Origin of the sequence: Streptomyces katrae, from assembly GCF_000966975.1 — a bacterium.
Lineage (GTDB): Bacteria > Actinomycetota > Actinomycetes > Streptomycetales > Streptomycetaceae > Streptomyces > Streptomyces katrae.
Genome location: NZ_JZWV01000582.1, coordinates 1 through 13,381, shown reverse-complemented (window position 1 = coordinate 13,381; position 13,381 = coordinate 1). Strand labels below are relative to the sequence as shown.

The following is a 13,381-nucleotide window of genomic DNA, read 5'->3' as shown; positions in this document are numbered from 1 at the left end:
GGATGAAGGAGCGGCAGGCTGCCGCGCGGCCGGACGGCGGTGGAGGAGCCGACCGGGGCCGGCGCGAGAGCAGGGAAGAGCGGGCCGACCGGCAGTGGCAGGAGCTGATGCAGGAGATCAGGGTCGCCCAGACGGGCGTACAGATCCTCTTCGGCTTCCTGCTCACGGTCGCCTTCACCCCGCACTTCCAGGGCATCTCCGCGACCGACAAGGCCATCTACGTCGTCACGGTGGTGGCCGGCTCGCTGGCCGCCGGCGCGCTCATCGGACCGGTGTCCTTCCACCGCATCGTCTCGGGGCGCCGGATCAAACCCGAAGCGGTGGTCTGGGCCTCGCGCCTGACCTTCGCGGGCATCGTGCTGCTGCTCGCCACCTTCACCTCCGCGCTCTTCCTCGTCCTGCGCGTGGTCACCCACGGGGCGCTCGTCCCGTGCCTCGTCAGCGGGGTGGTGGCCTGGTACCTGCTGTGCTGGTTCGCGCTGCCCCTGTGGGCGCGGGAGCGGCACACCGACCAGAATCACGAGTGACGCCCGGCCCACAGGGAGCCCGAAACCATGGAAACCACCCGTAGTGAGCACCCCCGTCACCACTCCGGCCGGCCCCGCCAGACCGTCGTCGTCACGGGAGCCAGCGCCGGCGTGGGCCGCGCCACGGCCCGCGCGTTCGCCGCGCGCGGCGCCCGGGTGGCGCTGATCGCCCGCGGCCGCGCCGGGCTCGAAGCGGCGGCGAACGAGGTGGCCCAGGCCGGCGGCACCCCGCTCGTGCTGCCCGCCGACGTCTCCGACGCCGCCCAGGTCGCGGCCGCCGCGGACCGGGTGGAGGCCGTCTTCGGGCCCGTCGACGTCTGGGTCAATGCGGCCTTCGCCACCGTCTTCGCCCCCTTCGAGGAGATCCGGCCCGAGGAGTTCCGGCGCGTCACGGAGGTCACGTACCTCGGCTACGTCCACGGCACGAGGGCCGCCCTGGACCGGATGCTGCCCCGCGACTCGGGAACGATCGTCCAGGTCGGATCCGTCCTCGCCGAACGCTCCATCCCGCTCCAGTCGGCGTACTGCGGCGCCAAGCACGCCGTCCGGGGCTTCACCTCCTCCGTGCGCACCGAGCTGATGCACCGCGGCAGCCGGGTGAAGATCACGGTGGTCCAGCTGCCGGCCGTCAACACCCCCCAGTTCGCCTGGGGCCTGTCACGGCTGCCGCACCGCCCGCAGCCCGTACCGCCGATCTACCAGCCGGAGGTCGCCGCCCGGACCATCGTGCACGCCGCCGGCCATCCCGGACGGCGCGTGTACTGCGTGGGCGGCCGGGCCTTCGCCACCGTGGTCGCCAACCGGCTGGTGCCCGGCCTGCTGGACCGCTACCTCGCCCGCACCGGGTTCTCCTCCCAGCAGACCTCCGAGCCCGACCGCGGGCAGCGCCCGCACAACCTGTGGAACCCCCTCGACGGCGACGGCGGCCGGGACTTCGGGACGCACGGCACCTTCGACGACCGGGCCCACCCGCGTTCCCCCGAGGCCTGGGCGGCCCGCCGCCCGCGCCTGCTGTGGACCGGCGCGGCGGCGGCGACCCTGGGCCTGGCGGCCCTGCGCCACCACCGGACCGCACACCGCTGAGCCACCGCACCCGGACACCGCATCCGCTGAGCCACCGCACCCGGCCGTCGTCACGGCGGTGTGCGCGTGGCCGCGCGAGGTGCGCCGCGACGCGTCCGCCCGGCCCTGGGGGCGGCCCGTTCCGGACGGTCGTCGTGGGGCGGCGGGCCGTCCAGGGCGAGGGCCAGGGCCTCCGCCAGGTGCAGGGCCCGGCGGCCGGTGCCCGCCTGCTCGATCTGCGTCCGGCAGCTGAAGCCGTCCGCCAGCACGAAGGCGTCGGCGGCGGTGGCGCGCACGGCGGGCAGGACCCCCTGCTCGGCGATGGCCATCGACAGTTCGTAGTGGCCGCGCTCGAAGCCGAAGTTACCCGCCAGACCGCAGCAGCCCGCGTCCAGCACGTCGGCGTCCAGCCCGGCCCGGCGCATCAGCTCCCGGTCCGGCCCGGTCCCCAGCACGGCGTACTGGTGGCAGTGGGTCTGCACCGTCGCCGCCCGCCCGGCCCACGGCGCCCGCCAGCCCTCCGGGGCGTGGTGGACGAGCTGCTCGGCGAACGTCCGCGTCTGCGCCGCCAGCCGCCGGGCGTCCTCGTCCCCGGCCAGGAGCTCGGTCGCGTCGGAGCGCAGCGCGGCCGCGCAGGACGGCTCCAGCGCGACGACCGGCGTACCCGCCTCCAGCCACGGGCGCAGCGTACGCGTGGTGCGTTCCAGCACCCGCCGGGCGATGCCCAGCTGCCCGGTGGAGATCCAGGTCAGCCCGCAGCACACCGGAGCGGCCGGCACCGTCACACGGAACCCGGCGTCCTCCAGGACCCGCACCGCGGCGCCGGCGACGTGCGGATGGAAGTGGTTGGTGAAGGTGTCCGGCCACAGCAGCACCGTGCGCGGGTCCTCCGGCCGGGGCTCGGGACGCCGTGAGCGCCGCCAGGCCTCCTGAAAGGACACGGACGCGAACGGCGGAGCGGCCCGCCGCGGATCCACGCCCCCCGCCAGCTTCCCCAGCCGGCCCAGCACCGGCGCCCGCAGCACGGCGTTCGCCACCTCCGGAGCGGGGCGCGCGAGCCGCGCCCACAGCGGGAGCCAGCCCAGCGAGTAGTGCGCGGGCGGCCTCGGCCGCCACCGGTAGTGCTGGGCGAGGAACTCGGCCTTGTACGTGGCCATGTCCACCCCCACCGGGCAGTCGGACGAACAGCCCTTGCACGACAGGCACAGGTCGAGCGCGTCCCGCACCTCGGTGGAGCGCCAGCCGTCGCCGACGGGGGAGTCCCCGTGCCCGTCCAGCATCTCGAACAGCAGCCGCGCCCGGCCCCGGGTGGAATGCTCTTCCTCCAGGGTGGCCCGGTACGAGGGGCACATCACCCCGCCCTCGTGCGCACGGCAGTTGCCGATGCCCACGCACCGCTGCACGGCCCGGGTGAAGTCGTGGTCGTCCTCGGAGTACGCGAAGAACGTCCTCCGCTGCGGCTTCGGCCGCCAGCGGGGCCCCAGCCGCAGGTCCGCGTCGACCGGACGGGGGCCGACCACTTTGCCGGGGTTCATCCTGTTCCCCGGGTCGAACAGCGCCTTGACCTCCCCCATCGCCGTCACGAGGGCCGTACCGAACATACGGGGCAGCAGCTCGCCCCGTGCCTGCCCGTCACCGTGCTCGCCCGACAGCGAACCGCCGTACGAGGACACCAGGTCCGCCGCGTCCTCCAGGAACGCCCTGAACGCCTCCACGCCCTTGGCGTCGCGCAGCCCGAACGGGATCCGGGTGTGCACGCAGCCCTGGCCGAAGTGCCCGTACAGCGAGGCCTGCTGGTAGCCGTACCGCTCGTACAGCCGCTCCAGGTCGCGCAGGTAGCCGCCCAGCCGCTCCGGGGCCACGGCCGAGTCCTCCCAGCCCTCCCAGGTCTCCGAGCCGTCCGGCGGCCGGGCCGTCACCCCGAGCCCCGCCTCCCGGGCCTTCAGGAACTCCTGCTCCCGGGGCGGGTCGTCGGAGAACGCCACCGAGGCGTCGTCCTGACCGCGTCCGATGGCCCGCAGCAGCTCGTACGCCTGCCGGTCCGCCTCCTCCTCGGAGTCACCGGTGAACTGGACGAGCAGCCAGGCGTCGCCCTCGGGCAGCAGCTCCAGGGAGTGCAGGTGGACCCCCTCCTCCCGCATCAGCTGCGCCATCCGGCCGTCGACCGCTTCGAGCTGGGCCGGCCGGCTGTGCTCCAGCAGCGCGGGAACGGTGTCCGCGGCGGCGTACACGTCCTCGTAGCCGAGGACCAGCAGCGCCTCCGCAGCCGGGACCCCGACCAGAGCGAGCTCCGCCCGCAGCACCGTCACCAGGGTGCCCTCGCTGCCCACCAGGGCCCGGGCCACGTCGAATCCGTTCTCCGGCAGAAGGGAGTCCAGGTTGTAGCCCGACACCCGCCGGGGGATCTTCGGGTAGCCGCGGCGGATCTCGGCGAGATGGCGCCCGGCGATGTCCTTCAGCCCCCGGTGGATGCGGGCGGGCCCGCCCCCGGCGGCGACGATCCGCTCGTACTCCTCCGGGCCCGTGGGACCGGCCCAGAAGCGGTCCCCGCCGTAGGTGAGGACCTCCAGGCGCCGGACGTTGTCGACCGTCTTGCCGTACGCCTGGGCCGAGGCCCCGCAGCTGTTGTTGCCGATCATGCCGCCCAGCGTGCAGTGGCTGTGCGTGGCCGGCCTCGGCCCGAACTTCAGCCCGTACGGCTCCAGTTGCCGGTTGAGCTCGTCCAGGGCGATACCCGGCTCGACCACGCAGGAGCGGGCCGCCGGATCCACCGAGACCAGCCGGTTGCAGTACTTGGTCCAGTCGATCACCACGGCCGTGTTCGTGCACTGCCCGCCCAGGCTGGTGCCGCCGCCCCGCGACAGGACGGGCGCGGAGAAGCGCGCGCAGACGGAGACCACCCGCGCACCCGCCTCCACCGTCCGGGGGACGACCACGCCGAGGGGCACCTGCCGGTAGTTGGAGCCGTCGGTGGAGTACGCGCCGCGGCTGCCCGCGTCGAAGCGGACCTCCCCCTCCACCTCGGCCCGCAGCGCGCGCTCCAGCCCGGCCAGGTCCACCGCGGCGGGACCGGCCGCCATCAGCCCGCCCCACCGGGCAGGAAGTCCTGCAGCTTCGCCTTCAGCCCCTGGCGCACGACGTCGCCGCGGTCGCTGTCCCCGTGCAGCACCGACGAGGCGGACGCCTTGATCTGGTCCCAGGTGGCGTGCGGCGGGATCGGCGGCACCGCCGGGTCCGTGCGGAAGTCGATGACGAACGGCCGGTCGGCGGCGAGGGCCTGACGCCAGGCCGGTGCCACGTCCTCGGGCCGTTCCACCCGCACCCCGCCGAGGCCGAACAGGGCGGCCACATCGGCGTAGCGGACGTCCGGGATGGCCTGCGAGTCCTCGAACTGCGGGGCGCCCTGCATGGCGCGCATCTCCCACGTGACCTGGTTGAGGTCGTGGTTGTTCAGCACCGCCACCACCAGCCGCGGATCCGACCACTCCGGGTAGTACTTCGCGGCGGTGATGAGCTCCGCCATCCCGTTCATCTGCATGGCGCCGTCGCCGACGAGCGCGATGCCGGGCCGGTCCGGGTACGCGAACTTCGCGCCGATCAGGTACGGCACCCCCGGGCCCATCGTCGCCAGGGTTCCGGAGAGCGAACCGCGCATGCCGTCACGCATCCGCAGGTGCCGGGCGTACCAGTTGGCCGCCGAACCGGAGTCCGCCGTGATGATCGCGTCCTGCGGCAGCAGCCCGTCCAGCTCGTGGGCCACGTGTTCGGGGTTGACCGGGTCGGCGGCCACGCCGGCCCGCCGCTCCATGACCTCCCACCAGCGTTCGGTGCCGGCCTCGATGCCGTCGCGCCAGGCCCCGTCCCGGTGCCCCTCCAGAGCAGCGGCAGCAGCCGGCGCAGGGTCTCGGCGGCGTCACCGACGATGTTCAGCTCGAACGGGTAGCGCAGCCCGACCATGGTCGGATCGATGTCGATCTGCACCGCCCGGGCCTGCCCGAACTCCGGCAGGAACTGCGTATAGGGGAAGCTGGACCCGATCACGAGCAGCGTGTCGCAGTCCCGCATCATCTCGTACGAGGGACGCGTCCCCAGCAGGCCGATCGACCCGGTGACGTACGGCAGGGTGTCGGGCAGGGCGTCCTTGCCCAGCAGGGCCTTCGCCACCCCGGCGCCCAGGACTTCGGCGACCTGCTCGACCTCCGCGCGGGCCTGCCGGGCACCCTGCCCGACCAGGATCGCGGGCCGTTCACCGGAGTTGAGGATCTCCGCGGCGCGCTGCAGCTCCTCGTCGGCGGGAACCGGCGCGTAGCGGCCCACGCCCAGACTGGAGGGGACCTGCTTGAACGCGTGCGCGGGCGCCTCGTGGTCGAGTTCCTGCACGTCGGCGGGGATGATCACGGCAGTCACGGTGCGGCGGGTCGCGGCGATGCGCAGGGCCCGGTCCAGGACGTTGGGCAACTGCTCGGGGACCGTGACCATCTCGCAGAACTCCGAGGCCACGTCCTTGTAGAGGGACAGCAGGTCCACCTCCTGCTGGTACGAGCCGCCCATCGCACTGCGGTCCGTCTGCCCGACGATCGCCACCACCGGGACGTGGTCGAGCTTCGCGTCGTACAGCCCGTTGAGCAGGTGGATCGCCCCGGGCCCGGACGTCGCCGCGCAGACCCCGGTCCGGCCGGAGAACTTCGCGTAGCCGACGGCCTCGAAGGCGGCCATCTCCTCGTGCCGGGCCTGCACGAACCGGGGCGCGTCCTTCGCCCGCCCCCAGGCGGCGAGGAGCCCGTTGATCCCGTCGCCGGGATAGGCGAAGACGTGCTCGACGTCCCACTCCCGCAGGCGCTGCAACACGTAGTCGGCTACCTTCATCGTCCTCATTCCCTCCTGCTCGCTGCTGTCGCCGGCCTGCACGGCCGGCGGAGTCCACCGTGCCGGGCCCCGGCCCGTGGGCGCAGGAGGTCCTCCGCCCACGCGCGGCCGGAAAGGGCCGCGGTCGGCGACGGCCTGCACGACGACCCCCTTCGCGGCGGTACGGGCCGGCCGGCCTCTGGCTGCGCCTGCCCGGGCCCGTACACCCGAAACGCGGCCGTCCACCCCCGCGCCCGCCCCGCCCGCCGTTTCGCGGGCGGGGCCCGGGGAAGGCGCGCAGGCGACGTTCGCGCGCCGGCGGCCGCCCTCCCCGACGGCGGTACGGCCGCACGCGCACGACCGGAAGGACCGGCTCCCACCATGACCACCAGCACCGACCAGCGGCCCCGAGCGGCCCTCTTCGACCTCGACGGCACCCTCGTCGACACCAACTACCTGCACTCCCTGACCTGGTGGCAGGCCCTGCACCAGAACGGCCACGACGTCCCCATGGCCCGCATCCACCGGGCCATCGGCATGGGAGGCGACCGGATCCTGGAACACCTCCTGGGCAGCGCCCACGACCCCTCCCAGGACCAGCGGCTCCGGGACGCCCACCACGCCCTCTACGCGACCTGGTTCGACTCCCTCCCCGTCCTGGACCGGGCCGCCGACCTGCTGCGCGCCATCGCCGAGCGCGGGCTGCGCATCGTCCTGGCGAGCTCGGCCTCCGCCGACGAGGTCGAGGCCATCCGCGCCGCCCTCGGCGCCGACGACGTGATCTCCGGGGCCACCTCCGCCGACGACGTCGACCGGTCCAAACCCGCCCCCGACCTGGTCCACCAGGCCCTCGCCCTCACCGACGCCGCCCCCGGGGAAGCCGTCTTCGTCGGCGACACCGTCTGGGACGTCGAGGCCGCCGCCCGCGCCGGAGTCCCGTGCATCGGCCTGCTCACCGGCGGCATCTCCGAGGCCGAACTCACCGCCGCGGGACCGGTGACCGTCTACCGGGGCCCGCCGGAACTGCTGCGCTCCCTCGACTCCAGCCCGCTGGCCGGGAAGGCCCCGCGGCCGCAGGGATGAGGACGGGACGCCCGGGTAGGCGCCCCGCATGACCAAGACCGAGGAATGGTTCCACCCGGGCCGGGTCGTCCCCGCCAGCGGGATCTACACGTGTGACTGCGGCCGCCGCCACCACTGGAGCACCGACGTGAAGGGGCACCGGTTCCCGCCCCTGCCGCCCGGCTGCCCCGGCACCGCCTGGGCCCTCGACACGGACGCGCACCCCGACGCCCCCGGTCACTGACCCGCCCCGCGCCGAGGACCGAGCACGGCCATGCGACTGCGTACCAGCCGCCCCGACCGTCCCGGCTGCACCCGGGTCCGCCACGGCCGCGGCTTCCGCTACCTGGACGCCCGGGGCCGGCCCGTCACCGACCCGGCCGAACGGGCCCGGATCCGCGCCCTGGTGATCCCGCCCGCCTGGCGCGACGTATGGATCTGCCCCTGGCCCACCGGCCACATCCAGGCCATGGGCACGGACGCGGCGGGACGCCGCCAGTACCTCTACCACCAGCGGTTCCGCGACCGGCAGGAGGCCGCCAAGCACGAGCACGTCCTGGACGTCGCGACCCGCCTCCCCCGCCTGCGCGAAGCCGTGGCCGAGGACCTCACCGCCCGCGGACTGGCCCGCGACCGCGTCCTGGCCTGCACCGCCCGCCTCCTGGACCTGGGCTTCTTCCGCGTCGGCGGCACCGGCTACCGCAAGGACAACGGAGCCTACGGGCTGACCACCCTGCTGCCCGAACACGCCCTGTGCAGCCGCGGCGAGGTCTGCTTCAGCTACCCGGGCAAGTCCGGCCAGGACCAGACGCGCGCCCTGGTCGACCCCGCCGCCTACCAGGTGGTCCGGGCACTCCTGCGCCACAGCACCGACGGGCGCCAGCTGTTCGTCTACCGGCAGGGCCGGCGCTGGCACGACGTCCACGCCGACGACCTCAACGACTACCTGCGCGACCGCTCCGGAACGGACATCACGGCCAAGGACTTCCGCACCTGGCACGCCACCGTGCTGGCAGCCGTCGCCCTCGCCGTCTCCGTCGAAGTCGCCGGCGACTCCAGGGCCCGCCGGGCCCGGGCCATGTCCCGGGCCGTGCGCGAGGTCAGCGACTACCTGGGGAACACGCCCGCCGTCTGCCGGGCCTCGTACATCAACCCCCGGCTCTTCGAGCTCTACGAGGAGGGGATCACCGTCCGGCCGGCCCTCGACGCGCTGGGCAAGGGCGTCGCGTACGGAGAGCCGGCCACCCATGGTGCGGTGGAGGCCGCGGTACTGCGCCTGCTCTCGGAGCGGGACCGCCGCGGCTGACGGCCCGCGCCCGCCTCCTTCGGGGTCGCGGCGGGCTCTTCCGGGCGGTCGCGGCGGGTTTCCTCGGGCCGTCGTGGCCGGCGGATCAGCCGGGCCGGCGCGGGCCGGCCGCGGTGGCGGCTCCGGCCCGCGCCTCCGTCTCCGCCTCTGCCTCCGCCTCCGAGGCGTCGGCCACGTCGGCCGCGTGCGGGGCCCGGTCCCCGGCCAGCGGCGGAGTGGGCAGCCCGGCCCCCTCGCGCAGCCCCCGCAGGAAGTCGGTCATCGCCTCCCCGGCCGAGTACCGGGGCTCCCACCCCAGATCGCGGCGGGCCCGCGCCGAGCTCAAAAGCGGCAGCCGCAGCAAGGCGTCGAGCAGCCCGGGCGGGGCCGGCACGAGGTGCAGCCGCCGGGCCGCCGAGAGCGCCGCCCGCGCCGGCCCCAGCGGCAGCCGCACCACCCGGGTCTCCAGCAGCCGGGCCAGCGCCGCCACGTCCAGCACGGGCTGTCCAGCACGGGCTCCGCCGCCAGGTTGAACGCCCCGCGCACCGGCAGCCGTACCGCCGCGGCGTAGGCCGCCGCCGCGTCGTCGGTGTGCAGTGCCTGGAAGCGCAGTCCCGGCAGGTCGGGCAGCCCCGGCAGCAGACCGGGCCGCACCAGCCGCCCCGGCAGGAGCGGACCGGCGAAGATCCGGCGCTGCTCGGACGCCGACGCCTCCTTGAAGAGGAACGCCGGCCGCATCCGTACCACCCGCATGTCCGGATGTCCGGCCTCGAACGCGTCCAGACATCGCTCCAGGTAGGCCTTCTCCCGTGTGTAGGCGGCCCCGGGCCAGCCGTGGGCCGGCCAGGACTCGTCCACCAGGCGGTCGTACGGCGGCCCCGGCGAGTAGGCGCCCACCGACGAGGCGTGCACCAGGGCCGGCACCCCCGCCGCCGCGGCCTCCTCGAAGACCCGCAGGGAGCCGAGCACGTTCGTCCGCCAGGTCTCCACCGGATCGTGCGTCGGCTGGAACTTCCACGCCAGGTGGACCACCGCCCCCGCACCCGCGAAGAGCGGCCCCAGCGGCGTACCGCCCGGGTCGATGTCGGCGGCGGCCCAGCGGACACCCGGCTGCCGCCACCGGGGCACCCGCCGGGCCAGCCCCAGGACTTCCGTCACGTGCGGATCGGCGGCCAGGCGGCACACCACACTGGTGCCGGCGTTGCCGGTGGCCCCGGTGACGACGACCTTCATGGCTCAGGCGGCCCTGTCGTCCTTGCCGCGCCCGGACAGCAGGTCACGGGCCCGGTCGACCAGCCCCATCCCCGGCGCCAGCAGCTTGTTCGCCGGCGGAGTGGACGGCGCCCCCGGGTGCGGGCGGGTCGGTGCGGTCTTCTTGGCGCGACGGGTCTTGTCGCCCAGCTCGTCGAGGACCTCCTGGCTGCAGGCCCGGCGCAGCGCCGGGAAGAGGTTCTGCTCCTCGTCGTGGATGTGGGCCAGTACGTCCGCCTCCAGCTCGCGCAGGACGGAGGTGAAGCGGGTCCCTGCCGCGTCCTCCTCCTGGAGCTGCTTCATCAGCCGCTCAGCCCGGCCGTGGTCGGCGATCTCCTTGTCGGCGATGAGGTCGCCCTCCTCGAGGTGTTCGCGCACCGCCGGATACAGGTACTGCTCCTCGGCGACCGAATGGCGTACCAGTTCGATCGTCAGGAGGTCGGCGAGGGAACGCCGCTCCTCCGCGCCGGTGGTCCGGCCCAGCTTCTGGAAGTACTCCTTGACCTCGTCGTGGTCGGTGGTCAGTTCCGCTACGACATCGCCGCCGTGTCCCATGGTTCAGCGTCCTTCCGTGCGTAGGGTCGTCACGTTCGTCCTTGCGCCCCGCGCCTGCCCCTGGCGTGTGCTTCCATGCCTGCCGACCCGGCGGCCGGGGCCGGCGGCGCGTGCGATCGCGTGCCGCCGTGGTCCCCGGGACCCCCGCGGCCCGCGGGGGCCGGCCGGGGTCGACCGGGCTCGACCGGGGTCAGTCGGGGGGCTCCGCCGGCGGGGGAGTGGCCGGGACGGCGCCGCCGGCGCCGTCTTCCGCTTCCCGCTCCACGGCCCGCTCGTGTGCGGCCCGCTCGCGCTCCTCCGGGCCGCCGCCCGACTCGCCGGTGGCCGGAGGGGCCGGCGGCTGCCCGCCGGGAGCCGGACGGTCCTGCGGCCGGCCCGCCGGGCCTGCTGCGCTCGTCCGTTTCATCGGGGGCCTCCTTCCAGGCCGGACACATCCTCCTGGGCGGCGGCTTCCCGGTTCCGAACGGCGCAAACGAGCCGTTTCGCCGCCGGCGGTGGACGGTGGAGGTGCGGGGTAGACGACGACCGGAAGGAAGGGAGGCGGCGCGATGTCCAGGTCCACTGGTGAAGTGTTCGGAGCGCCGGTCTGCGTGAGCCTGGCCACCCATGACCTCGACGCGGCCGAGCGGTTCTACGGGGACGTCCTGGGATGGCGGTTCCTCCGCAGCCGGCTCGGAGAGGAGTTCCGGGTGGCGTGCGCCGAAGGCGTCCCGGTGGCCGGCATCGCCGCCATCGTGCCGAGGCTGGGGGTCCCCATGGCCTGGACCCCTTACTTCGCCGTCGTGGACGCCGACGTGACGGCGGCCCGCATCCGCGAGCGCGGTGCCACCACGGCCATCGGCCCGCTGGCCTTCGCGGCCGACCGGGACGGCGCGGTCTTCGGGTTCTGGGAGGGCGAGGTGGGGCCCGAGCGGTGGCCGGACCGGGACGGCCCGGTGTCGGTCGAGCTGAAGGCGCGCGACGCGTTCGCCGCGGCCGTCTTCTACGGGGAGGTCCTCGACTGGGCGGCCGAGCTGCCCGGGGCGCTGGACGTCGCCTACGAGCAGGACCACGTCGTGGTCCGGCGCCACAACCGCACCGTGGCCAGGATCGACGCCGGGGCCGTGGAGGCGGCCCCCGACCCGCGTGCACGACCGCGCTGGGAGGTCCACTTCGCCGTCCCCGACCTCGACGAGGCGGCGGACCGGGCCGTCCGCGGCGGCGGCGCCATCGCCTGCCCGGTCAGCACCTCGGCCACGGACCGCCGGGTCACCCTGAGCGACTGGGCGGGCACCCCCTTCACCGTCACCGAAGCCACAGAAACCCCCTGAACCGGTTCATTCCGCGAGGGCGCGGGCGGCGACCTCCAGGTCGGCCACCAGCCCCCGGTACGCCGCGTCCCGGTCCCGTGCGCGCAGCACCGCCGACGGGTGCACCGTCACCAGCACCCGGGCCTCCGGCAGGGCCGGCCCGCCCTCCGGGCCCCCGTCCGCGGGCAGCGGCTCCAGCAGACCGCGGTGGTCACCGACCCGGAAGGGCCCGCCCAGCAGTGCCCGCCCCGCCGTCGCCCCCAGGGCCACGACCAGCCGGGGCCGGATCGCGGCCAGCTCGGCCACCAGCCAGGGCCGGCAGGCCGTCATCTCGCGCAGGTCCGGCGCCTTGTGGATCCGCCGCTTGCCCGTCTCCGGCACCGTGAACTTGAAGTGCTTGACCGCGTTGGTGAAGTACACGGACGACTCGTCGAGTCCGGCCGCGGCGAGAGCCCGGCGCAGCAGGGTACCGGCGGGACCGACGAACGGCTCCCCCTCCCGGTCCTCCCGGTCACCGGGCTGCTCGCCCACCAGCACCAGGCGGGCCCGGCGCGGCCCCGCGCCGAACACGGTCTGCGTCGCCGCGGCGTGGAGCGGGCAGCCGCGGCAGGCCGCCGCCGCCCGGCTCAGCTCGGCGAGGTCGCCGGTGTGCGGGACGTACGGCCCCGCGTCGTGCTCGGCGCCGCTCCCGGCCCGCTCCCGCGTACGCTGTGCTGCCACACCGCTCACCTCCGACGCGTCCCGGGGCGTGCTGCCCGCGGCTCACCCCGCGTCTTCACCCGGGCCGCCTCCGGCAAACCGGCCCGGAGCAGCCGTACGCGATGACGCCCCGGTGACCGGTCACCGCCGGCGGGCCCGGCGCCGTACCACGATCGGCACGTCCCCGTGGGAGCGCTTACGGCCCGCCCCCGCCGGGCCCCCTCCCGGCTCGGCCGGCCAGGCATGAAGGGCGTGGCGGCGGGCAGGCGTCCGGCGAACGAACGGTGCCCGCACCCGGTCCCCGGACCGGGCGCGGTGCGTGAGGCGGTGGGTGATGGAGACGCAACCGACGGTCCGGCGCTCGGACGGCCCCCTCCCCGAGCCCGAGGAGCTCATGGAGATCGCCTACGAGGTGGGCCGTGACTACCTCCGCTGGCGGCCCCGGCTGTCCGAGGCGGACGGCGAGGGCAACTGGATCCAGCTCTTCCGGGCCGACCGGATCGGGGTGTGGGCCATCAGCTGGCAGCACATGCCGCCGGGCACCGGCTTCCTCGACCACGAGCAGGTCAGGGGCGCGGTGTACGTGGCCCGCGGCGCCCTCACCCACGAACGGGCCCGCCTGGGCACCGCCCCGCACACCACGGAGATCGGCGCCGGCAACGCCTTCTGCTTCGACGAGACCTTCTACCACCGGATGCACGCCGCACGCGACGCCGGGCCTACCGTCACCGTCCACGTGTTCGCCACGCCCGCCGCACCGGCGGCCGACGACGACGGCGCCGCCGGCCCGGCACTGAAGCTGGGCC

The 13,381-nt window shown here is 75.1% G+C and carries 11 protein-coding genes and 2 pseudogenes; 7 read left to right on the top strand and 6 right to left on the bottom strand.

The annotated features are described in order from the left end of the window. The first annotated feature begins 2 nt into the window (after positions 1 to 2). Positions 3 to 527 carry a DUF6328 family protein gene (locus tag VR44_RS21035; RefSeq protein ID WP_045949106.1) on the top strand — a complete coding sequence of 175 codons (525 nt, stop codon included), beginning with the start codon at positions 3 to 5 and terminating at the stop codon, positions 525 to 527. 27 nt (positions 528 to 554) lie between these two features. Continuing rightward, a complete protein-coding gene (locus tag VR44_RS21030; RefSeq protein ID WP_045949105.1) occupies positions 555 to 1,610 on the top strand; it encodes an SDR family oxidoreductase in 1,056 nt (351 codons plus the stop codon). A gap of 50 nt (positions 1,611 to 1,660) precedes the next feature. Here VR44_RS21030 and VR44_RS21025 read toward each other — a convergent pair whose 3' ends face one another. Together VR44_RS21025 and VR44_RS21020 are read right to left on the bottom strand one after the other, a co-directional pair. After that, positions 1,661 to 4,669, bottom strand: coding sequence for an FAD-binding and (Fe-S)-binding domain-containing protein (locus tag VR44_RS21025; protein ID WP_045949104.1), 3,009 nt, complete (start codon positions 4,667 to 4,669; stop codon positions 1,661 to 1,663). Further along, positions 4,669 to 6,455: pseudogene (locus tag VR44_RS21020) on the bottom strand (thiamine pyrophosphate-requiring protein). The gene VR44_RS21025 and the pseudogene VR44_RS21020 overlap by 1 nt, the downstream one beginning before the upstream one ends. A gap of 360 nt (positions 6,456 to 6,815) precedes the next feature. Between VR44_RS21020 and VR44_RS21015 the strand changes: the two are divergent. Genes VR44_RS21015 through VR44_RS21005 form a run of 3 tightly spaced genes read left to right on the top strand, consistent with a single transcriptional unit; the run spans position 6,816 to position 8,802 of the window. After that, positions 6,816 to 7,517, top strand: a complete 702-nt coding sequence (locus VR44_RS21015; RefSeq protein WP_045949103.1) for an HAD family hydrolase — start codon at positions 6,816 to 6,818, stop codon at positions 7,515 to 7,517. A 28-nt stretch (positions 7,518 to 7,545) separates the two neighbouring features. Then, the gene (locus VR44_RS21010; protein WP_045949102.1) at positions 7,546 to 7,740 is read left to right on the top strand and encodes a hypothetical protein; all 195 of its coding nucleotides are present in this window, start codon (positions 7,546 to 7,548) and stop codon (positions 7,738 to 7,740) included. 30 nt (positions 7,741 to 7,770) lie between these two features. After that, positions 7,771 to 8,802 (top strand): DNA topoisomerase IB, encoded by a 1,032-nt coding sequence (locus VR44_RS21005; RefSeq protein ID WP_045949101.1) that lies wholly within the window; start codon positions 7,771 to 7,773, stop codon positions 8,800 to 8,802. A gap of 199 nt (positions 8,803 to 9,001) precedes the next feature. Here VR44_RS21005 and VR44_RS21000 read toward each other — a convergent pair. The 3 genes and pseudogenes from VR44_RS21000 to VR44_RS45180 form a co-directional block, all read right to left on the bottom strand. Then, positions 9,002 to 10,014 (bottom strand): annotated as a pseudogene (locus VR44_RS21000) (NAD-dependent epimerase/dehydratase family protein); the annotation flags it as partial. A gap of 3 nt (positions 10,015 to 10,017) precedes the next feature. Continuing rightward, positions 10,018 to 10,587: a hemerythrin domain-containing protein gene (locus VR44_RS20995; protein ID WP_045949100.1), complete on the bottom strand. Its 570-nt coding sequence runs from the start codon at positions 10,585 to 10,587 to the stop codon at positions 10,018 to 10,020. Between the two features lie 190 nt (positions 10,588 to 10,777). Next, positions 10,778 to 10,993 carry a hypothetical protein gene (locus tag VR44_RS45180; protein WP_045949099.1) on the bottom strand — a complete coding sequence of 72 codons (216 nt, stop codon included), beginning with the start codon at positions 10,991 to 10,993 and terminating at the stop codon, positions 10,778 to 10,780. Positions 10,994 to 11,135: 142 nt separating this feature from the next. On the opposite strand from VR44_RS45180, the gene VR44_RS20985 reads away from it, so the two are divergent. Next, the gene (locus VR44_RS20985) at positions 11,136 to 11,897 is read left to right on the top strand and encodes a VOC family protein (RefSeq protein WP_045949098.1); all 762 of its coding nucleotides are present in this window, start codon (positions 11,136 to 11,138) and stop codon (positions 11,895 to 11,897) included. 6 nt (positions 11,898 to 11,903) lie between these two features. Here VR44_RS20985 and VR44_RS20980 read toward each other — a convergent pair whose 3' ends face one another. After that, the gene (locus VR44_RS20980) at positions 11,904 to 12,596 is read right to left on the bottom strand and encodes a UdgX family uracil-DNA binding protein (protein WP_045949097.1); all 693 of its coding nucleotides are present in this window, start codon (positions 12,594 to 12,596) and stop codon (positions 11,904 to 11,906) included. A 313-nt stretch (positions 12,597 to 12,909) separates the two neighbouring features. On the opposite strand from VR44_RS20980, the gene VR44_RS41370 reads away from it, so the two are divergent. Next, positions 12,910 to 13,381, top strand: a 472-nt coding sequence (locus VR44_RS41370; protein ID WP_483855145.1) for a cupin domain-containing protein, incomplete at its 3' end; no start/stop codon positions are given.

Coding starts and splice junctions, on each gene's coding strand:
- VR44_RS20985 (WP_045949098.1), top strand. CDS start 11,136: ATGTCCAGGTCCACTGGTGAAGTGTTCGGAGCGCCGGTCTGCGTGAGC.
- VR44_RS21030 (WP_045949105.1), top strand. CDS start 555: ATGGAAACCACCCGTAGTGAGCACCCCCGTCACCACTCCGGCCGGCCC.
- VR44_RS21035 (WP_045949106.1), top strand. CDS start 3: ATGAAGGAGCGGCAGGCTGCCGCGCGGCCGGACGGCGGTGGAGGAGCC.
- VR44_RS45180 (WP_045949099.1), bottom strand. CDS start 10,993: ATGAAACGGACGAGCGCAGCAGGCCCGGCGGGCCGGCCGCAGGACCGT.
- VR44_RS20995 (WP_045949100.1), bottom strand. CDS start 10,587: ATGGGACACGGCGGCGATGTCGTAGCGGAACTGACCACCGACCACGAC.
- VR44_RS21005 (WP_045949101.1), top strand. CDS start 7,771: ATGCGACTGCGTACCAGCCGCCCCGACCGTCCCGGCTGCACCCGGGTC.
- VR44_RS21025 (WP_045949104.1), bottom strand. CDS start 4,669: ATGGCGGCCGGTCCCGCCGCGGTGGACCTGGCCGGGCTGGAGCGCGCG.
- VR44_RS21015 (WP_045949103.1), top strand. CDS start 6,816: ATGACCACCAGCACCGACCAGCGGCCCCGAGCGGCCCTCTTCGACCTC.
- VR44_RS21010 (WP_045949102.1), top strand. CDS start 7,546: ATGACCAAGACCGAGGAATGGTTCCACCCGGGCCGGGTCGTCCCCGCC.